Below are 22,066 nucleotides of genomic sequence, written 5' to 3'. Positions count from 1 at the left end.
TCACCGCCAAGCAGGGCAGCACCAGCACCGACCGGGCTGTGACGATCAATGTCACCGACGTGAACGAGGCACCGGTTGCGTTCGACCGCACGGCTTCGGTTGTCGAGGACGCCAGCACAAGCGGCACGTTGGCGGCGCTCGATCAGGATCTCGACGCGCTGCTTACCTACACGCTCGACACGCCGGTAGCGGGGCTCACCCTCAATAGCGACGGCAGCTGGAGCTTCGACGCCGGCAATGCGGCTTATCAGTCGCTTAAGGCCGGCGCGACGCAGGATGTCGTGGCCCACTATATGGTGAAGGACCAGCATGGCGCGACATCGACCGCCACGCTGACGATCACCGTGACGGGTGCGAACGATGCGCCGACGGCCCTGTCGATCGACGGCACCCAGCTGGCCGAATATGCCGCTGCCGGCACGCTCATCGGCCAGCTCGGCGGGTCCGATCCGGATGGCGATGCGCTCAGCTACAGCCTGATCGACGATGCCGGCGGTCGCTTTGCCATCGTCGATGGGAAGCTTGTGGCCGGGGCTGTGCTGACCGACTATGAACAAGCCGGGCAGCATAGCGTCACCATCCGCGTGTCCGACGGCCAGGGCGGTCACTTCGACCGCACGATCATGGTCTCGATCCTCAATGTCGATCCGGAGAATGTCACCGGGACGGCCGCGGCCGAAACGATCGTCGGTGGTGCGGGTGACGATGTCATCAAGGGTCTGGGCGGCGCCGACATCATCGACGGCGGCGCCGGCGTCGACACGGCCGACTATAGCGACAAGCTGGAATCGGTGGTGGTCACCTTGCAGGGTGCCGTCAATTCAACGGTCTCGGTCGGCGGCATCGCCGAAGACGTGCTGCGCAACATCGAAAATCTGATCGGCGGCAGCGGCGCGGATCAGTTGACGGGGGACAATGGCGCGAACGTGCTGAATGGCGGCGCTGGGGCGGACATCCTTGCAGGCGGACTGGGTGACGACGTTTATCATGTCGACAATGTTGGCGACAGGGTCGTGGAGGCGACCGGGCAGGGCAACGACCTCATCTACAGCTCGGTCTCCTACGGCCTGAATGGCCGTAACATCGAGACGTTGGTCCTGACGGGCAACGGCAATATCAATGCGACCGGCAACACCAACGCCAACCGTCTGGTCGGCAACAGCGGCAACAATGTACTGAATGGCGGCGCCGGGGCCGATCAGATGGAGGGCGGACAGGGCAACGATGCCTTCATCGTGGATGCTGCCGGGGATGTGGTTGTGGAGTTGACAGGTCAGGGCATCGACGAGGTCAAAACCGATCTGGCCGCGTACATCTTGGCCGCCAACGTCGAAAATCTGACCGGCACCGCGCTGACAGGTCAGACGCTGACCGGCAACGCGCTTGCCAACACCATCCTCGCTGGTGCTGCCAACGACATCCTCAATGGCGGCGGGGGAGCGGACACGCTGACCGGCGGTCTCGGGGACGACATTTATTTTGTCGACAATGTAGGTGATAAGGTCGTGGAGGCGACCGGGCAGGGCAATGACCTCATTTACAGTTCGGTTTCCTACGGGCTGAGCGGCCGCAACATCGAAACACTTGTGCTGACCGGCAGCGACAATATCAACGCGACCGGCAACACCTACGCCAACACGCTGATCGGCAACAGCGGCAACAATGTGCTGAACGGCGGGACGGGCGCTGACCACATGGAAGGCGGTCAAGGCAACGACGTCTATGTCGTCGATGTCGTTGGCGACGCGGTGGTGGAACTGACAGGCCAGGGCATTGACGAGGTGCGGACCGGCCTTGCTAGCTACACGCTGGGCGCCAATGTCGAAAATCTGACCGGCACGGCTACCACAGCGCAAACGTTGACAGGCAATGACCTCGACAATGTCATTACCGGAGGCGCAGCCAATGATACGCTGAATGGCGGAATCGGCGCAGACACGCTGATCGGCGGCGCTGGAGCGGACACCATAGCAGGTGGGGCTGGCGACGACACCTATTATGTCGACAATGCCGGCGACAGGGTGGTCGATGTCGAGGTGCAAGGCTTCGACCGCATCTTCAGTTCGGTCAGCTATGGATTAACGGGACGGCTCATCGAGCAGTTGACGCTGACCGGCACGGCCAACATCAACGCGACCGGCAACACCAAGGCGAACGAGCTGATCGGCAATAGCGGCAACAACATCCTTGACGGTGGGCTTGCGGCCGACATTTTGACCGGCGGCGCGGGGGCGGACCAGTTCCGTTTCTCGACGGCGCTCGGGGCCAGTAACGTCGATACCATCACCGACTTCAGCGTCGTCGACGATACAATCTCGCTTGCTTCCGCCATCTTCGCGGCGGCGGAGCCGGCGGGCGTGCTGCAGGCGGATGCCTTCGCGATCGGCGCGGCGGCGGCCGATGCATCGGATCGGATCATCTATAACAGTGCAACCGGGCAGCTATTCTACGATGCCGACGGTTCGGGCAGCGGCGCGGCGGTGGTGTTCGCCACGATCGGCACCGGTCTGGCGCTGACCAGCGCGGACTTCATCCTCGGCTGACCGGGGAAGGCAAGCCAGGGCGGGGCCTGTTTGCGGATCATGCAAACAGGCCCCACCTCGTTCCGCCGCACGGCACAAAGCTGGCCGCCCTTCGTTGGCGCGGTATCACCCTCTTGCAGGAGCAGGCCCGTGCCGGACGAATTGAACGAAGCCCTGGAGCGGTTCCAGTTGTTCGTCGGCCGCTTCCGTCTTGACGAGGTGATCGACGCCGATAGCGGCTTTACCGGCAATGATGCTGCGCTGCTGGCCGGGGAGGTGGAAATGGCGATCCAGACCAGGGGGATGCACGACGATCCCGAACCCGATGTCGATGGGAGCCTTTTCTAGCCTAGCGGCCTAAAGCGAACAGCGAGTGGGACAGCTGTTTGGCGTTATCGCGCCGCGCAGCTATCCCCTTCGCCCGCCACCAGATCGAGGCATCGCCCGTCTATTTCGGTCGCCGGGACAGGCAGCCCGATCACAGCGGCGAGGGTCGGCATGATGTCCACCGTCTCCACGCCCATGGGCTGCTCGAAGGGCCGCATCCCCTTCCGCCAGAACAGGATCGGCACGCGGCGATCGGCGTCCCAGGGGGAACCATGGGTCGCGACATAGCCCTTGGTCGGATCGGGGATCGGGGTGATTCGGGGTTTCAGCATCAGCAGAAGGTCGCCCGACCGCGCGGGATCGAAACTCGCGCGCGCTTCCTGGAGCAGGCTCCAGCTTTCGGGCGGGCCGGAGGGGGCAGGGGCGGCGGCGATCTCCGCCTTCGTGAAGACACGCTCGACCTGCGGATGGGCGCGCAGGAGCTTGAGCGTCTCGGCTTCCACTGTCGCGCGCTGCGCGGCGTTCAGGCCCTTGTCGAAGTAAAGATCGCCCGCCGGCCCGTCGCCCCAGATCAGCTTGCGCCCGGCCAGCCCGGTCCGCTCGCCGATCGTCGCCGACAGCGCCTTGGGCGTCAGCGCCGGATCGACCCGCGCCGCCGTCGGGATGCCATTTTCCCGATAGCGCTCGGGCAGATCGTGGCCGCCATGGTCGGCGGTCAGCACGACCATATAGTCGATCCCGTCGCGGTCGAGCCGATCGAAGAATGACCCCAGCTCCTTGTCCAGCCGGTCGATCTGGATGCAGCTTTCGGTTCCTTCGGTGCCGTAGGTGTGGCCGATATAGTCGGTCGCCGACAGGCCGATCGAGAGGATGTCGGTCTGCGCCTGTTTGCCAAGGCCCATGCTTTCGACCGCCGCGGCCGCCAGCACCAGCGTATAGGCATCCTGCTCGGGCGAGGCGCGGAATGCCTTGTAATCGCCCGCCTCGCGCGCGAAGCGGCCAGTGCCCACCGTCTTGCCCGCGCCGATCAAAACCGGAAAATCGCGCGCGGCGCATTGCGGCGGCAGGTCGTAGCCCGCGCTCAGCCGCGCCAGTTGCTCGGCCAGAGCCGCGTTCACCTTCGCCACCAGCGGCGGGACGGCAATGCCCTTATAGCTCACGAACCCCTGCGCGCCGCTCATCCACCATGTCTGGTCGGCGGTCGGCCCGCCCATCATGATCGCCGCGCGGTCCTTGCCCGACACCGACACCACGCGGGTCGCGGGATTGGCGATCTTCATCCGGCCGCCGAGCGTCGGCACCTTGAGGTGGATCGGCGAGGCGACATAGGCGTCGCTGTTGGTCCCCGGCTGGGTCTCGTCCTCGGCGCAATAGACCGCCTTGTCGGCGCGCGCGGTGGAGAGGTCGAACCAGGTGTTGGCGATGATGCCGGTGCGCGACGGGCGGCTGCCGGTCAGGATGGTCGAATGGCCGGGACAGGTCTCGGTAGCGGCATGGCTCTGATAGCCGCGCGGGAACACCGCGCCGTGTTCGGTGAGGCGCTTCAGGCCGCCGCTATAATATTGGCGATATTCGCTGAACAGATCGCCGGAGAATTGATCGACGCTGATCGCGACGATGAGTTTGGGCGGGGCGGGACTCTGCGCCGCCAGCGGCGCGGCGGAAGCGAACAGGAGGGCGGCGGCGAGTTTCTTCATCATATCATCCCACTAATATCCTCCCCTGGAAGGGGAGGTGGCAGGCGCGCAGCGCCTGACGGAGGGGTGTCAGCCTATCGAGAGGGCGACACCCCTCCACCATTTGCTCCGCAAATGGTCCCCCTCCCCTTCCAGGGGAGGATGGGGGATCATCGGAGCGTCGGCGCTGCCAGCGGCCTTGACGGCGGATGACCAGCGACCTAGCCCGCAATCATCCAGCCGACCAGAGGCCCGATGCGGATTTTTCACGTCATTCTGATGACAGTCGCGCTGCTCGCGGGGCTTCCGGCCGCTTATGCGCAGGGCGCCTTCGGCGGCGGGCCGGCGCATATCGCCGCGCGGCTGGCGGCGGAAAGCGCTTCGCCCAAGGCGGGCGAGGGCACGACTATCGCTTTCGCCATGAACCCGGAGAAGGGGTGGCACGGCTATTGGGAAAATCCGGGCGACGCGGGCCTTGGCATGACGGTCGAATGGACGCTTCCCAAGGGCGTCAGCGTCGGCCCGCTGCGCTATCCGGTGCCAGAGACGCTGCTGATCGCGGGCCTGATGAACCATGTCTATGAAGGCCCCTATGCGGTGCTGGCGACGCTGAAGGTCGCGGCCGATGTCGCGCCCGGCACGCGCCTGCTGGTGCGGGCGAAGGCGAACTGGCTCGCCTGCACCGACAAGGTGTGCGTGCCCGAAAGCGGCGACCTCGCGCTCGATCTGGTCGCGGGCGAGGGCATTGTTTCGGATGCGGAACGAAATCGCTTCGATGCGTGGCGAACCCGTCTGCCCCGGCCGCTCGGGTCGGAGGCGACCTATGCGGTCAAGGACGGCAAGCTGCGCCTGTCCGTGCCGTTCCCGGCCGACGCACCGGCGAGCGCGGTGCATCTCTTCCCGCTCGCCGAAGGGCTGGCTCGCTACGCCGCGCCGCAGACGGTTTCGCGCGAAGGCGACCGGCTGCTCATCGAGACCGACGCGGCGGAAGCGCCCAAGGGCGACAAGGCGCAGGCGGTGCTGCGCACCGGCGATCATGTCGGTTTCCTGCTGACCGCCCGCCCCGGAGCCGTCCCCGAGGCAGCGGGGCCGGGGCAATGGTCCGCGATCCTCGTTGCGCTCGGCGGCGCGATCCTGGGCGGCTTGCTGCTCAACATCATGCCCTGCGTGTTTCCGATCCTTGGCCTCAAGGCGATGAAGCTGGCGAAAGCCGGGGGCGATGAGCGCGTCGTGCGGAGGGAGGCGCTGGCCTATGCGGCGGGGATCATCCTCACCTGCCTTGCGCTGGGCGGCCTGCTGCTCGGCCTGCGCGCGGCGGGCGGGGCGGTCGGCTGGGCGTTCCAGCTTCAAGACCCGCGCATCATCCTCGCGCTGCTGCTGCTGGTGACCGCCATCGCCTTCAACCTCGCCGGGCTGTTCGATCTCGCCGCGTTCGGCGGCGGCGAGCGGCTTGCGGGCAGGGGCGGGTTGGCCGGCGCATTCTGGACCGGCGCGCTGGTCGCCTTCGTCGCGACCCCCTGCACCGGACCGTTCATGGCCGCGGCGATGGGCGCGGCGCTGCTGCTGCCGCTTGCTGCCGCGCTGGCGGTGTTCGCCGGGTTGGGGCTGGGGCTTGCGCTGCCCTTCCTGCTGCTCGCCTATGTGCCGGCGTTTCGCAGTCGTTTGCCGAAGCCTGGGGCATGGATGGGTCGCTTTCAGAAAACCCTTGCCTTGCCGATGTTCTTGACCGCGCTCGGCCTCGCCTGGCTGCTGGGGCAGCAAAGGGGCGTCCCCGGCATGACCATCGGCCTTGGCGCGGCGCTGCTGCTGGCGCTGCTGCTCTGGTGGCTGGGCGGGCGGCAGCGGGCGGGGCGGGGCGGCGGTATAATCGTTGGCGTTGCGGCGCTGGCGCTGCTGGCGGGCGCGGCTCTGGCCCTGCCGGCGAGCGCTCCAGCGGCGCAGGCGAAAGGCGATTCAGCTGTTCCGTTCGCTGTTCGCGACCTCGACCGGCTGCGCGCCGCCAACAAGCCGGTCTTTCTCTATTTCACCGCCGACTGGTGCCTCACCTGCAAGGCCAATGAAGCCGCCGCGATCGACCGCGCCGAAACCCGCGCGGCGTTCGACAAGGCCGGCGTCACGGTGATGGTGGGCGACTGGACCAATGCCGACCCCGCCATCACTCGCTTCCTCGAAAGCCAGGGCCGCTCCGGCGTCCCCCTCTATCTCTGGTATGCGCCGGGCAAGGAGGCGCAGACCCTGCCGCAGTTGCTGACGCCATCGACCCTCACCGATCTGGTGCGTTGACATGGCAAAGGTCCGCGCCGACCAGCTGCTCGTCGACAATGGCCTCGCCGAAAGCAAGGCGCGCGCCCAGGCGCTGATCCTTGCCGGGCTCGTCTATCTCGGCGATCGCAAGGTCGAGAAAGCGGGGCAGCAGGTGGCGGCCGACGCACAGCTCGACGTGCGCGGGCGCGACCATCCCTGGGTCTCGCGCGGCGGCATCAAGCTCGCCCATGCGCTCGACGCCTTCGCCATCGACGTGACGGGCATGGTGGCGATCGATGTCGGCTCCTCGACCGGCGGCTTTACCGACGTGTTGCTGACGAACGGCGCGGCGCGCGTCTATGCGGTGGACAGCGGCACCAACCAGCTCGCCTGGAAGCTGCGCGCCGACGACCGCGTCATCGTCCACGAACAGACCAGCGCCCGCATCCTGACCGATGCCCATATCCCGCAAGCCGTCGACATCATCGTCTGCGACGCCAGTTTCATCAGCCTCGCCAAGGTGCTGGAGCGGCCCATCGGCTTCGCCCGCCCCGGCGCGCATCTCGTCGCCCTCATCAAGCCGCAGTTCGAGGCGCGGCGCGAGGAAGTGGGTAAGAATGGCGTGGTGCGCGATCCCGCCGTGCATGATCGGGTCTGCGCCGAGGTGCAGGATTGGGTCGCCAGCAAGGGCTGGACCGTCGCTGGTCTCACGCACAGCCCGATCACCGGGCCGCAGGGCAATGTCGAATTCCTGCTCCACGCCCGGCTTGGCGGATAAGCGGCCACGGTTCGTTTTCATGGCCGATACGATTTGATACAGGCCGGCACAAAGGGCCGTCTTGTATCCTTGCCCAAGGCCCGATAGCCCGCGACCATGCGTTCCCTGTTGCTTTTCCCCGCGACCCTGCTCTGCCTCGCCGGCTGCGGCGGCCAGCCCGACCGCAAGCCCAGCGCCCCGCCTCTGGTAAGCGCCGCGCCGATCGCGCGCGCGACCTTCACCGACGCCATCGAAGCGGTGGGCACCGCGCTCGCCAATGAGCAGGTGGTGCTCTCCGCCCCCGTCACGGAGCGGGTCGAGTCGCTGAACTTCGCCGATGGCGGCTATGTGCGCCAGGGCCAGGTGGTCGCGCGCATGGCGGTGGCGCAGGAACAGGCGGAGCTTGCCGCCGCGCAGGCGCAGGCGCGGCAGGCGCAACAGCAGCTCGACCGGGTGCAGGCATTGAAGGCGCGCGGCTTCGCCACCGCCGCCTCGCTCGACCAGCAGCTCGCGCTCGCCAATGCGGCGAAGGCGGCGGCCGACCAGTCGCGCGCGGCGATCGGCGACCGGGTGATCCGCGCGCCCTTTTCCGGCTATGTGAGCCTGCGCACCATTTCCGCCGGCGCGATCATCCCGGCCGGGACAGCGATCGCGACGGTCAGCGACCTCAGCCGCATCAAGCTCGACTTCACCGTGCCCGAAACGCGGCTGGCGATGATCCGCGAAGGGATGGCGATCCGCGCCGTCTCCGCCGCTTTCCCCGACCGCCCCTTTGCCGGGACGATCGCCACCATCGATCCCGTCATCGACCCGGCGACCCGCGCGGTGCGCGTCCGCGCGATCCTGCCCAATCCCGATCGCGCGCTCAAGCCCGGCATGTTGCTGACCGTCACCGTCGCCGCGCGCCAGCACCAGTCCCTCGCCGCCCCTGAGCTGGCCGTTGTGGGCGATGGCGAGGATCGCTTCCTGTTCGTGCTGGAAGGGCGGGAGGCAAAGCGCGTGAAGGTCGACACCGGCATCCGCCAGAACGGCCTTGTCGAAATCACCGGCGGGGTGAAGCCGGGGCAGCGGATCGTGACCGAGGGCGTCGTGAAGTTGCGCGACGGCATCAAGGTCCGGCTGGCGGGCGACAAGGCGGAACCCGGCGTATCCCGGCGCGCGGGCTGACGCGATGCAGCTGTCCGACCTCTCCGTCCGCCGCCCGGTGTTCGCCGCCGTCGTGGCGGTGCTGCTCTGCATCGTCGGCGTGGTCGGCTGGCTCAGCCTGTCGGTGCGCGAATATCCCGATACCGACCCGCCGATCGTGTCGGTCGAAACCAGCTATACCGGCGCTGCCGCATCGGTCGTCGAAACCCGCATCACCCAGCTGATCGAGGATGCGGTCGCGGGCGTGCAGGGGATCGAGACGATCACCTCCACCTCGCAGGACGGCACGTCGAACATCAACATCGAATTCGATCCCTCGCGCGACATAGACAGCGCCGCCAACGATGTGCGCGACCGGGTGGGATCGGTGGTCGAGGATCTGCCGGAGGACGCGCTCGCGCCCGAAATCCGCAAGGTCGACTCGGACGCCCGCCCCATCCTCTTCCTTGCTTTCTCGCGGCCGGGCTGGTCGCCGATCCGCATCAGCGATTATCTCGATCGCAATATCGTCGATCGCTTCGCCGCGATCGACGGCGTCGCCCGCGTCAATATCGGCGGCGAGGCGAGGCCCTCGACGCGCATCTGGCTCAACGCGGAAAAGCTCGCCGCCTTCGGTCTGACGCCGGCCGATGTCGAAAATGCGCTGCGCACTCAGAATGTCGAGCTGCCCGCCGGCCGCTTCGAATCGCGCGACCAGAACCAGACGCTGCGCGTCGAGCGGCCCTTCGCCACGCCCGACCAGTTCGCCAATCTGGTCGTCGGGCGCGGCGCGGACGGCTATCTGGTGAAGCTCGGCGATGTCGCCCGGATCGAGGAGGGCGCGGAAAACCGCTACAGCAGCTTCCGCTCCAACCAGGGCACGGCGATCGGCCTCGGCATCATCCGGCAGTCGGGCGCGAACACGCTGGAGGTCGCGCAGCGCGCCAAGGCGCTCATCAAGGAACTGGAACCGACCCTGCCGCAGGGGATGCGGGTCGCGATCGGCACCGACGAATCCTTGTTCATCGAGCGCGCGATCGAGAATGTCTATGACACCCTGATCGAGGCGGCCTTGCTCGTCATCCTCGTCATCTTCCTGTTCCTGGGGTCCGTCCGCGCGACGTTGATCCCGGCGGTGACGGTGCCGATCTGCCTGCTCGCGACCTGCGCGGTGATGTGGCTGCTCGGCCTCTCGATCAACCTCCTGACCCTGCTCGCCTTCGTTCTCGCGATCGGCCTCGTCGTGGACGATGCGATCGTGGTGCTGGAGAATGTCTATCACCGCGTCGAACAGGGCGACGATCCGCTCGTCGCCGCCTTTCTCGGCACGCGGCAGGTGGGCTTCGCCATCATTTCGACCACGCTGGTCGTCTGCGCGGTATTCGTGCCGGTCATGTTCCTGGCGGGGCAGACCGGCCTCCTCTTCCGCGAACTCGCGATCGCGATGATCGCGGCGATCGCTTTCTCCGGCTTCATCTCCCTGAGCCTCGCGCCGATGCTCTGTTCCAAGCTGCTCAAGACCGCCGAGCGCGGGCGGCTGGCGCGCTGGGTAGATGCGCGCTTTCAGCGGCTGGAGGGCGGCTATGCCCGCTGGCTCGACCATGCGATCCGCCGCCCGCTGCTGCCGCTGCTGGGCGTGCTGCTGTTTCTAGGGATAGCTGGCTTCTTCTTCACCCGCCTGCCGAGCGAGCTGGCCCCGGCCGAGGATACGGGCGTCGTCGAAGGGCAGATCAGCGCCCCCGAAGGCACCGGCTTCGACCGGATGATGGCCTATATGAAAAAGATCGAGGACGATCTCGCTTTCCTGCGGAAGGACGGGACGCTCCAGAATCTGGTTATCCGCACGCCATCCGGCTTCGGCTCCACCGACGATTATAATGGCGGCAACGTCATCGCCTTCCTGCGCCCCTGGGAGGATCGCAGCATCACGACGAGCGAAGTCGCCGCGATCGTCAACAAGGTGATTGCCGACCAGCCCGGCGTGCGCGGCAATGTCGCGCCGCGATCCGGGCTGGGACGCGGGCGCGGGCTGCCGGTCAATATCGTGCTGGCGGGATCGACCTATGAAGGGCTGGCGGCGGCGCGGGATCGGATCATGGCGGCGGCGGCCGACTATCCGGGCCTCGTCAACCTCGACAGCGATTACAAGGAATCGAAGCCGCAGATGCGGATCGAGACCGACCTAGCCCGCGCCGGCGACCTTGGCGTGTCGGTGAACGACGTCAGCCAGGCGCTGCAGAGCCTGTTGGGATCGCGCCGTGTCACCACCTATGTCGACCGGGGCGAGGAATATCGCGTGCTGGTGCAGGCGGAAAATGAAGGGCGCGAGACGGTCGCCGATCTGGAGCGGATCAACGTCCGCAGCCGGACCGGCGCGCTGGTGCCGCTGTCCGCGCTGGTGACGGTGCGCGAGGTCGCCGGGCCGCGTCAGCTCAACCGCTACAATAAGCTGCGCGCCATCACCCTGTCCGCCGCGCTCGCGCCCGGCACGTCGCTGGGCGATGCGCTCGGCTGGCTGGAGGGGCAGGCGCGCCAGTCGCCCGAAGTGCTGGCGATCGGCTATCGGGGCGAAAGCCAGTCGCTGCGCGAGACGGGCAGCGCGATCTGGCTGGTGTTCGGCCTTACCATATTGATCGTCTTCCTGCTGCTCGCCGCCCAGTTCGAGAGCTTCATCCATCCCGGCGTTATCATCGCCACCGTGCCGCTGGCGGTAGCGGGCGGTGTGCTGGGGCTGGCGATCACCGGCGGCACGATCAACCTCTACAGCCAGATCGGCATCGTCATGCTGGTGGGCCTTGCCGCCAAGAACGGCATCCTGATCGTGGAGTTCGCTAATCAGCTGCGCGACGAGGGGCGGGAGGTGGCGGCGGCGATCCGGGAAGCGGCCAAGCGCCGGCTGCGCCCCATCCTCATGACCTCGATCGCGACCGTCATCGGCGCGGTGCCGCTGGTCATCCGGGGCGGGGCGGGGGCGGCCGCGCGCCAGTCGATCGGCGTCGTCGTGGTGTTTGGCGTCAGCCTCGCGACGCTCATCACGCTGTTCCTGATCCCCATATTCTATTCGCGCGTTGCCAAGCGGACGGTTTCTCCGCAAACCGTCAGCCGCAAGCTGGAATCGGCGCTGAAGGATTCGCCCGAACCGGCCGAATGAGTGACATGCGTGGGGAGTGTTGCTTTCGATGAATGAGATTGCGTCCCAAGGTCAGTTGCGCCTTGCCTATCTGCGCTGGGCGCTGGTTACCGTTCCGGCGATCGTCTTCCTGGGGTTTCTATCGGGACAGCTCGCCAATAGCGGCTATGGCAATCGCTGGTTCGACGCGCTGGACAAGCCGACGCTGATCCCGCCCGGCTGGGTGTTCGGCGTCGCCTGGACCATCCTCTATATCCTGATGGCGCTCGCCTTCGCCATCGTCCTCCACGCGCGCGGCGCGAAGGGGCGGGGCGCGGCGATCGCGCTGTTCCTTGTCCAGCTTCTCATGAATCTCGCCTGGTCGCCGCTTTTCTTCCGCGCGCATCAGGTCGGCAGTGCGCTTGTCCTGATCGTCGCTTTGTTCCTGACGGTTGCGGCCACCACGGCGCTGTTCTGGCGCATCCGCCGGCTCGCAGGCGTGCTGCTGCTCCCCTATCTCGCCTGGCTGGCCTTCGCCTCCTACCTCAATTATGAGATCGGCCGGCTGAACCCCGATGCCGAGACCCTTGTCGCGCCTGCGCTGCGAACCCAAGTAAGATAGATAGCGGCGCACCCGGCGCGCCCGACATGAGGACAAGAGCAATGCAGAGCGAGAACCGCTTTTTCGACGATCTGGCGAAGCTGGTGAACGGAGCGGCCGGTACGATGGCGGGCATGACCCGCGAGTTCGAGTCCAACGCCCGCGAGCGCGCGCGCGAATGGATCGGCGGCATGGACTTCGTCTCGCGCGAGGAGTTCGAGACGGTGAAGGCGCTGGCCGCGGCGGCGCGCGAGGAAGTGGAATTGCTGAAAGCCCGTATCGATGCGCTGGAAGGCAAGGGCGGCACGGCCTGATCGCTTGCCGCTGCGATCCATCTGTCCTTTGGCTGCGCGCGATGATAAAGCGCGGCGATGATGGATAGCGACGAATTTGAACATGGCGGTCAGGAAGCCGCGCCGATCGACATGCTGGCCGCCTATTTCGAGGCGCATGGCTGGAGCTTCGACCAGGTCGGCGACGACGAGATCGTCGGCAACACCCAAGGGTCATGGGCGCAATATGAGCTGCGCGGCATCTGGCGCGACGAGGATCAGGTGCTCCAGCTGCTCGCCATGCCCGACATTCGGGTGACGGACGAAAAGCGCGCGACCATCTACGAGACGCTGGGCCTCATCAACGAGCAGCTGTGGATCGGCCATTTCGAGCTGTGGTCTTCGAGCGGCATCATCCTGTTCCGCCATGGCGCTTTGCTGGGCGCGGGCGGCACGCTGACGCTCGATCAGGCGCAGATGCTGGTCGAAACCGCGATCGACGAATGCGAGCGCTTCTATCCGGTGTTCCAGTTCGTCCTGTGGGGCGGCAAGTCGCCCGCCGAAGCCATTTCCGCCAGCCTGATCGAAACCCGCGGCGAGGCCTGAGGGGTGGCGGCAATTGCATGGCCCGACCATCTGTTCCTGGTCGGCTGCGGCAATATGGCGGGGCAGATGCTCGGCCGCTGGCTCGACTGCGGCCTTGATACGGCGCGGGTCACGGTGCTTCGCCCCAGCGGGCGGGCGGTGGCGGCGGGCGTGAGCGTCGTCACAGACTGGCCCGCATCGCTGCCGGCGGGAACCACCGTGCTGCTGGGGATGAAGCCCTACCAGATTGAGGATGTGGCAGGGCGGCTGGCGCCGATTTGCGCGGCGGATACGCGGATCGTCTCGATCCTTGCCGGCACCACGCTTGCTACATTGCGTGGTCATTTCCCGAGCGTCGCCGGCATCGTTCGCGCCATGCCCAACCTGCCCGTGGGCCTGGGCGAAGGAGTGACGGCGCTGTTCACCGATGACCGCACCGGCCCGGACACGCGGGCAGCGGTCGAAGCGCTGATCCGGCCGCTCGGCCTCGCTGAATGGATTGCGGACGAAGGGCTGTTCAATAGCATCACCGCGCTATCGGGCTGCGGCCCGGCCTTTCTCTTCCGCTTCGTCGACGCGCTCGCGCGGGCGGGGGAGGCGATCGGGATTCCGGCGGATCAGGCCGCGCGCATGGCGCTGGCGACGGTGCAGGGATCGGCCAACATGGCCGCCCGCGCCAGTGTCAGCCCTGCCACGCTCGCCGATCAGGTCGCCTCGCCCGGCGGCATGACGCGCGAGGGGCTGAACGTCCTTGACGCCGAGGACCGGCTGCTGACCCTGCTCACCGACACGCTGACCGCCGCCCGCGACCGGGGCGAGGCGATGGCGCGCGGCGCTTAGAGGAACCCTCTTATGCTCACGCCCGATACGCCGATCCTGCTGCTGACCACCGGCGGGACGATCGACAAAATCTATTTCGACGCTCTATCGGACTATCAGGTGGGCGAGACGGTGATGGCCAAGCTGCTGGAGATCGCGCGGGTCAAGCGGCCCTTCCGCGTCGAGGAAGTCACGCGCAAGGACAGTCTGGAACTGGACGATGCCGACCGCGCGCTGATCTACGCCCGCGTCGCCGCCGCCCCGGAGCGGCATGTCGTCATCACCCACGGCACCGACACGATGACCGAGACCGCGAAGCAGCTCCACGCCATCGAAGGCAAGACCATCGTGCTGGTCGGCGCGCTCGCCCCCGCGCGCTTCGGCGAGAGCGACGCCAGCTTCAACCTCGGCATGGCGTTCGCGACAGCGCAGGTGGCGGAGCCGGGCGTCTATATCACCATGAGCGGATCGGTGTTCCGCGCCGACAAGGTGGTGAAGGACAGGGCGAAGGGGGCGTTCGTCCCCATGGAGGACTGACGCCTCACTCACTTTTGGGAACCTCATCCCATATTACAGCATTGTTGCTGCCGGGTGGCGTGACGAGGAGGAGACACCATGACCGAGTATCGCACCGACTATCAGGACCGTCCGGCAACGACGACGACCGTGATCGAAAAGCGCAGCGGTGGCGGCGGAATGACCTTCGCCATATTGCTGCTGGTGGTCGTGGTGGCGGTTGCCGCCTTCTTCCTTATCAGCAGCGAAACCAGCAAGGACAATGCCGTGACGAGCGCCGCGACCCAGGTCGGTCAGGCGGCGAGCGACGTCGGCGACGCGGCCAAGGACGCGGCGGGCGCTGCCAAGGGCGAGTAACGCCAACATGCGTGGTTCGAGCCGCTATATTGTTCCCCGGCGCAGGCCGGGGTCCAGTCCCGCGCTCTGAACTGGGCCCCGGCCTGCGCCGGGGAACGCACTTGATCCCTGCGGCAGCTCGTCATTGGCGCAGCTTCATGCGGATCGACAAAAAGGGGCGCTCCGATGGCTCGGAGCGCCCCTGTTTTCGCACCTATTATGGCTCAGCCCTCGAGTTTCACATATTTCGGCGCGGCTTCGTTCAGGATGCGCAGGATCTTCTTGAGCGCGCTCGGCTCGTCGGTCTCTTCCATCGCGGCCAGTTCGCGGGCGAGGCGGCTCGAAGCGGCCTCGAAAATCTGGCGCTCGGAATAGCTCTGCTCGGGCTGGTCGTCGGCGCGGAAGAGGTCGCGGGTCACTTCGGCGATCGATACCAGGTCGCCCGAATTGATCTTCGCTTCATATTCCTGCGCGCGGCGCGACCACATGGTGCGCTTGACCTTGGGCTTGCCCTTGAGCGTTTCCATGGCTTCCTCCAGCGTCTTGTTGCTGGAGAGCTTGCGCATCCCTACGCCTTCGGCCTTGTTGGTCGGCACGCGGAGCGTCATCCGCTCCTTCTCGAACCGGAGCACATATAGCTCCAGCTCCATGCCGGCGATCTGCTCCTTTTGCAGCTCTATGACCCGGCCAACGCCATGCTTGGGGTAAACGACATAATCACCAACGTCAAAGGACAGCGCCTTGGCAGCCATTTGATACCTTTCCAATTCCACCGGGGGAACGGGTCGTCGCGGGAGCGCAGGAGCCAGAAAGCCCAGAGCCGGATGATCCGCGGCGTCGCCCGTCAAGACATGAAGTATATTCTCCAGGGCCGGATAAGGGGGCATCCGGCCGTTGCGGACCTTTTTAGCAGATTCGTAACAAAATTACCACCCCTGGACATAATGTCCGGGGTGGCGCAGATTCCAACCCGAAACGGGACGGGTTTGCTTTAGCTGCCCTTGCCCGGTTCGGGGGAGAAAAACTGCTCCAGCTTGTTGGCGACGCCGTTCATCGCCTCTGCGTCATCGGGCGCGTCGCCCTTGACCGTGATATTGGGCCATTCCGCGCTGAACTTGGTGTTCAGCTCCAGCCATTTTTCGAGGCCATTCTCGGTATCGGGCAGGATCGCTTCGGCCGGGCATTCGGGCTCGCACACGCCGCAGTCGATGCACTCATTGGGGTTGATGACCAGCATATTCTCCCCTTCGTAGAAGCAATCGACGGGGCAGACCTCCACGCAATCCATATATTTGCACCGGATGCAGTTGTCGGTCACGACATAGGTCATTGGCTGGCACTCTTGGGGTTGTGAACGGCGGCCCTGCTATGCCCGCCTGCCGCCAAGGTCAATGAGGATATTGTTGGCGGGGATATGAGCCGGGCTTCACCCCCCGACCGTCAGTTCCTCATAGCAGGCCTGCGCCTCCGGGGCGGGGCCGCGCCGGGCCGGCAGCGCCACGACGCGGACCACGCGGACCTTGTCGACATGGGGGAAGGTGATGAGGTCACCGGCGCGCACGGGCGCATGGGCGCGATCGATGCGGCGGCCGTTCAAGCGGATGTGGCCGTCCTCCGCCAGCGCCTGCGCGACCGACCGGCTTTTCGACAGGCGCGCGAACCAGAGGAACTTGTCGATGCGAAGGCTGGGGCCGTGCCCCACCGCCGCCGCCTCAGCCATTGCGGCCAAGCAACTCGGCAAGGCCGGCAAAGGCGTTGTTGGCGGGCGCGGGCGTGCCGCCGGTCGAAGCGGGGCGCGGGCCGCGATCGCGTGGCGGTCGGCGGTCGCCTTCGGGCTTGCCCTCCGCCTTCGCCCCGCGCGGCTTGCCGCCATGGGGCTGGCGATCGGGGCGCGGCTTCTGCCGGCCCCGGAAGGCCCAGTTCGCGCCGGCGGGGGCGGCCGGGGCGGGTTCGGCGAGCTCTGTGCCCTCGACCGGTTCGGCTGCTTCCGCAACCGGAGCGGGCGCGGCCGGCTCGACCGGGCGGAAGCCGGCGAGGCGCATCAGCGCCAGGAACGCCGGCTCGTTGAGGCCGAGCGAGACGATCTGCGGGCTGGTGGCGGTGAAGCGCTCGTTCTTCGCGATCGCCTCATGCGCGGCGCGCGCCATGCGCTCGGCCATGTCGATGCGCAGCATCTGGTCGGCGAAACCCCGGAAGCCGGCGATCCGCGCGCCCATCTGCGCCGGCTTCTCGCCCAGCGGCAGCAGGGTGAGGCCAGGGCCGGGCAGCGGCAGGCAGGGTTTGGCGATGCGCGCGGCCAGCAGCGCCGAGCGCCAGCGCGCCGCGCCTGGCTTCAACAGACCCGGATGATAGATGTCGAGCACGCCGATATCGATGCCGGCCTTGCGCAGCAGGTGCCGCTGGTCCTTGTCGAGGTGGCCGAGCGCGGCGTCGAGATCGGTCCGCGCGATCACGCCGCCGGCATCGGCAAGCTGCGCGAAGACGGCGCGCACGACCGGCGGCACAGCTGGGTCGGCGGCGCTCTCGCTCATCTTGACGAGGGGCAGGAGATGCTTCTGCTTCTGCGCGTCGAACCAGGCGGCGAGGCGGGCGACGACCTGCTTCTGCACATCCTGCCCCAGCGCCAGCAGCGCGCGATCGAGCCGGATCTCGGGCGACAGCAGAGCGGGGCCAGCGAGCAGCGTCGCAACGGGCACGCCGCCCCAGCCGATGCCCGGCGCCAGTCCCGCCTCGTCCAGCAGCGCGAAATCCGCGTCCTGCGCCGCCACCAGTTCTTCAGCCTTCACGCGCAACACCTTTCCAAGCCGGCGTTCGGCCGCCGCCAGCAACAATTTGCGATCGGCAAGCCGCGTAGCGGGATCGACCGAGAATCGGAAGCCGTCAAGTCGCCCGATCGTTTCGCCGTCGACGCAGACGGTTCCGTCCGGCTCCACCGTGACGGGGAGGTTGCTCGCATTCTGGCCGATGTCGCGCAGAAGGACGGCGGTGCGGCGATCCACGAAACGCTGGGTCAGCGCGGCATGGAGCGCATCGGACAGCTTTTCTTCAAGGGCGCGGGTGCGCTCGGCCATTTCGGCGGGGTGGGCGAGCCAGTCGGCGCGGTGGGCGATATAGGCCCAGGTCCGCGCGGCGGCGATGCGGCCCGAAATCGTGTCGATATCGCCCTGCACCGAATCGAGTCGCGCGATTTGCTGCGCGAACCAGTCGCGCGGAATATGTCCGCTGCCTTCGGACAGGAAACGCCAGATGCGGCTCACCATCCGGGCATGATGGTCCGCGCCCAGCTTCTGGAAATCGGGCAGGCTGGATGCTGCCCAGAGCCGCTCCACCTGCCGCCTGCCGCGCGCCCGCTCGATCACCAGCGGATCGTCGGCCAGCCGCTTGAGCACGGCCAGGTCCACCGCCTCGGGCGCGGCGCGCAGTTCGGGCCGGTCTGGCTTCTCCTCCAGGTCGGCGATCAGGTGCGCCAGGCTGTCGGTGCGCGGCGTGCCGTCTCGCCAGTAAAGCTGGTCGATCGGCGGAAAGCGATGCGCCTCGATCGCCTCGATCTCCTCGGGGGTGAAAGCGGCGTCGCCATCCTCATGGCCGAGGCTCCCGAAGCTGCCGTCCTTGTGATGCCGCCCGGCGCGCCCGGCGATCTGCGCGATTTCGCTGACGGTCAGGCGGCGGGTGCGGCGGCCATCGAACTTGCGGAGCGAGGCGAAGGCGACATGCGCGACATCGAGATTGAGGCCCATGCCGATCGCGTCGGTCGCAACCAGATAATCGACCTCGCCGTTCAGGAACATCTGCACCTGCGCGTTGCGGGTGCGGGGCGAAAGCGCGCCCATCACCACCGCCGCGCCGCCGCGAAAGCGCCGCAACATTTCGGCCACGGCATAGACCTCCTCCGCCGAGAAGGCGACGATGGCCGAGCGTTTGGGCAGGCGGGAGAGCTTCTTCGCGCCGGCATAGGAGAGGGTGGAGAAGCGCGGACGGCCGATAATCTCTATGTCGGGCACCAGCGCCTTCACGACGCGCGCAATGCTGGCGGAACCCAGGATCATCGTTTCCTCGCGCCCCCGCGCGCGCAGGATACGGTCGGTGAAGATATGCCCGCGCTCCGGGTCCGCGCCCAGCTGCGCCTCGTCCAGCGCGACGAAGGCGAAGTCGCGCTCCAGGCTCATCGATTCGGCGGTGCAGAGGAAATAATGGGCGTGCGGCGGGACGATCTTTTCCTCGCCGGTGACGAGCGCGACCTTGTCCGCGCCCTTGATCGCCACCACCCGGTCATAGACCTCGCGCGCCAGCAGCCGCAGCGGAAAGCCCATCATGCCGCTCGAATGGCCGCACATGCGCTCGACCGCGAGATGGGTCTTGCCGGTGTTGGTCGGTCCCAGGACCGCAGTGACGGGAGAACGTGCGAACTGGGCCATGGTCGTCCCTATGTCGGGGAGCGGGCGGCGGGGCACAAGGGGAATCGACAGTTCCCTGTCGCGGGGCCACTCTGGCGGGCCGGTCGCACGGTTCGTCGCAGCCAACCCGGCCGCACGGCCATCTTTATTTGACTTTAACCCTGTCGCTTCACAACAGTCCGGCCCACGCGCGGCGCGGGGGACGTTGCCGGCGCGGCGATGATAAAAGCCTTTGGGGTCGCGGGGTTTGTTTCAGGAAAATTCGTTCGGGTCACAGCAGGGCGGCGCGTCCGTGTCGCTATGGCTGGCCGATTCGCTGGGCCGCACCCCGGCCGCGCCGCCGCCGCCGGATTGGCGCGCGCGGCTGCGCGCCTGGGCGGACGAGGTGGAGCTGGTGCCCGACCTTGGCCGCAACATCGGCAGCGCCACCTGGTTTCGTGGTCTCGCCACCTGCTTTGGCCTGTGCGCCACCGCGCTTTATCTTTCCCCCGGCTTCCAGCCTGTTCCCGGCGCGCCCGGCCCGACGCTGAGCGATGCGCATTATGACGAAGTGCGCAGCCAGATGATGACGCCGCTCGCGCTCGGCGCGGACAGCGGGCGGCATATGGGATCGACCGACGCGGTTCAGCCGCTGCGCGAGACGCCCGAACGGCCGCAGATCGAACTCAGCGCGCAGGTCGGCAGCAGCGACACGCTGCCCCGCGCTTTGTCGCGCGCCGGCGTCAGCAGCGGCGATGTCGCGACGATCATGGGGCTGGTCGGCGGGGATATCGACGCCGGGGTGAAGCCCGGAACCCGGCTCGACATCATCCTCGGCCGCCGCGCCAGCCGCGACCGGCCGCGCCCGCTCGACAAGCTCGCCTTCCGCGCGCGGCTCGACCTTGGCGTCGAAATGACACGTAATGGCGGCGCGCTGTCAGTGCGGCGCATTCCCATCCGCGTCGACGACACGCCGCTGCGTATCCAGGGCGTCGTCGGCGACAGCATCTACCGCTCGGCCCGCGCCGCCGGCGCGCCGCCCAAGGCGGTGCAGGCGTTCCTGCGGGTGATCGCGCAGCAGGTCGACCTGGGCGGCATCGGCGCGGGCGACCGCTACGACATCGTCACCGCCTATCGCCGCGCGGAGACGGGCGACGTGGAGGTGGGCGATCTCCTCTACGCCGGCCTCAAGCGCGCGCGCGGCCGGTCGATCGACATGCTCAAATGGACCAAGGACGGCCGGACCGAATGGTTCGAGGCGTCGGGCGTCGGCGAGCGGCGGGGCGTGCTGTCCTCGCCAGTGTCGGGCCGTATGTCGTCGGGCTTCGGGATGCGGCGGCACCCGATCCTGGGCTATACCCGGATGCACGCCGGCATCGATTTCGCCGCGCGCTACGGGTCGCCCATTTATGCCGTCACCGATGGCGTCGTCGCCTATGCCGGGCGGCACGGCGGACATGGCAATTATGTCCGCATCCAGCATGGCGGCGGCCTCGCCACCGGATATGCGCATATGAGCCGGATCGCGGCGGCGCCGGGACAGCGGGTGCGGCAGGGGCAGGTGATAGGCTATGTCGGATCGAGCGGCCTGTCCACGGGTCCGCATCTCCACTATGAACTCTATCGCAACGGCGCGACGGTCAATCCGCTGTCGGTGCGCTTCACCACCATGGCGCAGCTCGCCGGGGCGGAACTCGCCGCCTTCCGCGCGAAGCTGGCCCAATATCGCGGGCTGCGGGTCGGGACGCATGAGGGCTTCGCCGCGCCCGTTGCGAGCGGGAAATAAGCCGCTTCCCGTCGTCCCTTCGCTCGGCTAACCCACGGCGATGACAGCCCCGATCACCGCCATATTGCTGGCAGGCGCACGCCCCATTCCCGATCCGCTGGCGCAGGCGGCTGGCGTTCCGGTCAAGCCGCTCGCCCCGGTCGGCGGCGAGCCGATGATAAACCGGCCCGCGCGCGCGCTGCTCGGTCATCCGGCGATCGGCCGGGTCATCATCCTCACCCAGCGGCCCGACGCCTTTGCCGATCATCCCGCTGCCGCCTGGCTCGCCGCCGATCCGCGCGTCCGGTTCGAGACCGGCGGGCAGGGGATCGCCTCCTCGCTGCTGGCGCTGATGGAGGGGCACGCCTTGCCCTTCCCGATCCTGCTGACCACCGCCGATCATGTGCTGCTCGACCAGGCGATGCTCGACCAGTTTGTGGCCGAGGCGGAAGGGGCGGACATCGCGGTCGCCATGGTCGAGCGGGCAACGCTGATCGCCCGTTATCCGGGGTCGCGCCGCACCTGGCTCAAATTCCGCGACGGCTGGTGGTCGGGTGCGAACATTTTCTGGATCGGCAGCGCCCGCGCCCGCCCGGTGATCGCCCTGTGGCAGGAGGTCGAGCAGGACCGCAAGAAGGGCTGGAAGATATTGGCCGCCTTCGGCCTGTTCGCGCTGCTGGGCGCGCTGCTGCGACTGCTGACGCTGCGCGGCGGGATCGCGCGCATGGGGCGCAAGTTCGGGCTTGAAGCGCGGCTGGTGGCGATGGCGCAACCCGAAGCGTGCATCGATGCGGACAAGGCGGAGGATGTCATGCTGATCGAAGGGATTTTGCGGGATAGGCACTCAACGCATCCGCCTCTGTAGGGCGATCGTTGCAACAATAGCCTCTGAATTGATTCATTGAGTCGATCAGGAAGCGCAAGTGGTTGGCGAGTTGCCATAAGGTCAGCGCCCGACCATCCGTCATTGCTTTCGCAAAAACGCAATTCCGCAACGATCCGCAGAACGGAAAGGGGCTGTAGGGCGTCGGCGCGGCTT

19 protein-coding genes are annotated in these 22,066 nt (G+C 67.2%); 14 read left to right on the top strand and 5 right to left on the bottom strand.

From position 1 onward, the window contains the following. The coding region (locus V2B31_RS04635; protein WP_328275833.1) for an Ig-like domain-containing protein at positions 1 to 2,543 on the top strand (2,543 nt) is incomplete at its 5' end. Positions 2,544 to 2,672: 129 nt separating this feature from the next. After that, complete coding sequence (locus V2B31_RS04630; RefSeq protein WP_328275831.1) at positions 2,673 to 2,870, top strand: hypothetical protein; 198 nt, start codon at positions 2,673 to 2,675, stop codon at positions 2,868 to 2,870. A 44-nt stretch (positions 2,871 to 2,914) separates the two neighbouring features. Here the strand turns inward: V2B31_RS04630 and V2B31_RS04625 are convergent, their stop codons facing one another. After that, positions 2,915 to 4,549, bottom strand: a complete 1,635-nt coding sequence (locus V2B31_RS04625) for an alkaline phosphatase family protein (RefSeq protein WP_328275828.1) — start codon at positions 4,547 to 4,549, stop codon at positions 2,915 to 2,917. Positions 4,550 to 4,780: 231 nt separating this feature from the next. On the opposite strand from V2B31_RS04625, the gene V2B31_RS04620 reads away from it, so the two are divergent. From V2B31_RS04620 to V2B31_RS04575, 10 genes are all read left to right on the top strand, one after another. Then, complete coding sequence (locus V2B31_RS04620) at positions 4,781 to 6,808, top strand: protein-disulfide reductase DsbD family protein (protein ID WP_328275826.1); 2,028 nt, start codon at positions 4,781 to 4,783, stop codon at positions 6,806 to 6,808. Between the two features lies 1 nt (position 6,809). Further along, positions 6,810 to 7,547, top strand: coding sequence for a TlyA family RNA methyltransferase (locus V2B31_RS04615; RefSeq protein WP_328275824.1), 738 nt, complete (start codon positions 6,810 to 6,812; stop codon positions 7,545 to 7,547). Positions 7,548 to 7,643: 96 nt separating this feature from the next. Beyond that, on the top strand, positions 7,644 to 8,693 hold the full coding sequence (locus tag V2B31_RS04610) for an efflux RND transporter periplasmic adaptor subunit (protein ID WP_328275822.1): 1,050 nt from the start codon (positions 7,644 to 7,646) through the stop codon (positions 8,691 to 8,693). 4 nt (positions 8,694 to 8,697) lie between these two features. Beyond that, on the top strand, positions 8,698 to 11,802 hold the full coding sequence (locus tag V2B31_RS04605; RefSeq protein ID WP_328275819.1) for an efflux RND transporter permease subunit: 3,105 nt from the start codon (positions 8,698 to 8,700) through the stop codon (positions 11,800 to 11,802). Positions 11,803 to 11,830: 28 nt separating this feature from the next. After that, positions 11,831 to 12,382: a TspO/MBR family protein gene (locus tag V2B31_RS04600; protein WP_328275815.1), complete on the top strand. Its 552-nt coding sequence runs from the start codon at positions 11,831 to 11,833 to the stop codon at positions 12,380 to 12,382. A 41-nt stretch (positions 12,383 to 12,423) separates the two neighbouring features. Beyond that, positions 12,424 to 12,675 (top strand): accessory factor UbiK family protein, encoded by a 252-nt coding sequence (locus V2B31_RS04595; protein WP_328275813.1) that lies wholly within the window; start codon positions 12,424 to 12,426, stop codon positions 12,673 to 12,675. A gap of 57 nt (positions 12,676 to 12,732) precedes the next feature. Further along, a complete protein-coding gene (locus V2B31_RS04590) occupies positions 12,733 to 13,239 on the top strand; it encodes a YbjN domain-containing protein (RefSeq protein ID WP_328275811.1) in 507 nt (168 codons plus the stop codon). 66 nt (positions 13,240 to 13,305) lie between these two features. Next, positions 13,306 to 14,058, top strand: a complete 753-nt coding sequence (locus V2B31_RS04585) for a pyrroline-5-carboxylate reductase family protein (RefSeq protein ID WP_328275893.1) — start codon at positions 13,306 to 13,308, stop codon at positions 14,056 to 14,058. Between the two features lie 12 nt (positions 14,059 to 14,070). Continuing rightward, a complete protein-coding gene (locus V2B31_RS04580) occupies positions 14,071 to 14,574 on the top strand; it encodes an asparaginase domain-containing protein (RefSeq protein ID WP_328275809.1) in 504 nt (167 codons plus the stop codon). Between the two features lie 78 nt (positions 14,575 to 14,652). Continuing rightward, positions 14,653 to 14,910 carry a hypothetical protein gene (locus V2B31_RS04575; RefSeq protein ID WP_328275807.1) on the top strand — a complete coding sequence of 86 codons (258 nt, stop codon included), beginning with the start codon at positions 14,653 to 14,655 and terminating at the stop codon, positions 14,908 to 14,910. Between the two features lie 203 nt (positions 14,911 to 15,113). Here V2B31_RS04575 and V2B31_RS04570 read toward each other — a convergent pair whose 3' ends face one another. The 4 genes from V2B31_RS04570 to V2B31_RS04555 form a co-directional block, all read right to left on the bottom strand. After that, positions 15,114 to 15,641, bottom strand: coding sequence for a CarD family transcriptional regulator (locus tag V2B31_RS04570; RefSeq protein WP_328275805.1), 528 nt, complete (start codon positions 15,639 to 15,641; stop codon positions 15,114 to 15,116). 239 nt (positions 15,642 to 15,880) lie between these two features. After that, positions 15,881 to 16,219, bottom strand: coding sequence for a ferredoxin FdxA (gene fdxA / locus V2B31_RS04565; protein ID WP_328275803.1), 339 nt, complete (start codon positions 16,217 to 16,219; stop codon positions 15,881 to 15,883). A 96-nt stretch (positions 16,220 to 16,315) separates the two neighbouring features. After that, a complete protein-coding gene (locus V2B31_RS04560; RefSeq protein WP_328275800.1) occupies positions 16,316 to 16,609 on the bottom strand; it encodes an RNA-binding S4 domain-containing protein in 294 nt (97 codons plus the stop codon). Continuing rightward, a complete protein-coding gene (locus tag V2B31_RS04555) occupies positions 16,602 to 19,304 on the bottom strand; it encodes a helicase-related protein (protein ID WP_328275796.1) in 2,703 nt (900 codons plus the stop codon). The genes V2B31_RS04560 and V2B31_RS04555 overlap by 8 nt, the downstream gene beginning before the upstream one ends. Positions 19,305 to 19,530: 226 nt before the next feature. Here V2B31_RS04555 and V2B31_RS04550 point away from each other — a divergent pair, with 226 nt between their 5' ends. Further along, a complete protein-coding gene (locus V2B31_RS04550) occupies positions 19,531 to 21,048 on the top strand; it encodes a M23 family metallopeptidase (protein WP_328275792.1) in 1,518 nt (505 codons plus the stop codon). Positions 21,049 to 21,088: 40 nt separating this feature from the next. Then, positions 21,089 to 21,892 carry a nucleotidyltransferase family protein gene (locus V2B31_RS04545; protein WP_328275790.1) on the top strand — a complete coding sequence of 268 codons (804 nt, stop codon included), beginning with the start codon at positions 21,089 to 21,091 and terminating at the stop codon, positions 21,890 to 21,892. The last annotated feature ends 174 nt before the right edge of the window (positions 21,893 to 22,066 follow it).

This window comes from Sphingobium sp. (genome assembly GCF_036170395.1).
Classification (GTDB): Bacteria; Pseudomonadota; Alphaproteobacteria; order Sphingomonadales; family Sphingomonadaceae; genus Sphingobium.
This window is presented reverse-complemented; position numbering and strand designations above follow the sequence as displayed.

Coding starts and splice junctions, on each gene's coding strand:
- V2B31_RS04570 (WP_328275805.1), bottom strand. CDS start 15,641: ATGGCTGCCAAGGCGCTGTCCTTTGACGTTGGTGATTATGTCGTTTAC.
- V2B31_RS04595 (WP_328275813.1), top strand. CDS start 12,424: ATGCAGAGCGAGAACCGCTTTTTCGACGATCTGGCGAAGCTGGTGAAC.
- V2B31_RS04605 (WP_328275819.1), top strand. CDS start 8,698: ATGCAGCTGTCCGACCTCTCCGTCCGCCGCCCGGTGTTCGCCGCCGTC.
- V2B31_RS04590 (WP_328275811.1), top strand. CDS start 12,733: ATGATGGATAGCGACGAATTTGAACATGGCGGTCAGGAAGCCGCGCCG.
- V2B31_RS04610 (WP_328275822.1), top strand. CDS start 7,644: ATGCGTTCCCTGTTGCTTTTCCCCGCGACCCTGCTCTGCCTCGCCGGC.
- V2B31_RS04560 (WP_328275800.1), bottom strand. CDS start 16,609: ATGGCTGAGGCGGCGGCGGTGGGGCACGGCCCCAGCCTTCGCATCGAC.
- V2B31_RS04615 (WP_328275824.1), top strand. CDS start 6,810: ATGGCAAAGGTCCGCGCCGACCAGCTGCTCGTCGACAATGGCCTCGCC.
- V2B31_RS04620 (WP_328275826.1), top strand. CDS start 4,781: ATGCGGATTTTTCACGTCATTCTGATGACAGTCGCGCTGCTCGCGGGG.
- V2B31_RS04580 (WP_328275809.1), top strand. CDS start 14,071: ATGCTCACGCCCGATACGCCGATCCTGCTGCTGACCACCGGCGGGACG.
- V2B31_RS04625 (WP_328275828.1), bottom strand. CDS start 4,549: ATGATGAAGAAACTCGCCGCCGCCCTCCTGTTCGCTTCCGCCGCGCCG.
- V2B31_RS04585 (WP_328275893.1), top strand. CDS start 13,306: ATGCTCGGCCGCTGGCTCGACTGCGGCCTTGATACGGCGCGGGTCACG.
- V2B31_RS04545 (WP_328275790.1), top strand. CDS start 21,089: ATGACAGCCCCGATCACCGCCATATTGCTGGCAGGCGCACGCCCCATT.
- V2B31_RS04600 (WP_328275815.1), top strand. CDS start 11,831: ATGAATGAGATTGCGTCCCAAGGTCAGTTGCGCCTTGCCTATCTGCGC.
- fdxA (WP_328275803.1), bottom strand. CDS start 16,219: ATGACCTATGTCGTGACCGACAACTGCATCCGGTGCAAATATATGGAT.
- V2B31_RS04555 (WP_328275796.1), bottom strand. CDS start 19,304: ATGGCCCAGTTCGCACGTTCTCCCGTCACTGCGGTCCTGGGACCGACC.
- V2B31_RS04575 (WP_328275807.1), top strand. CDS start 14,653: ATGACCGAGTATCGCACCGACTATCAGGACCGTCCGGCAACGACGACG.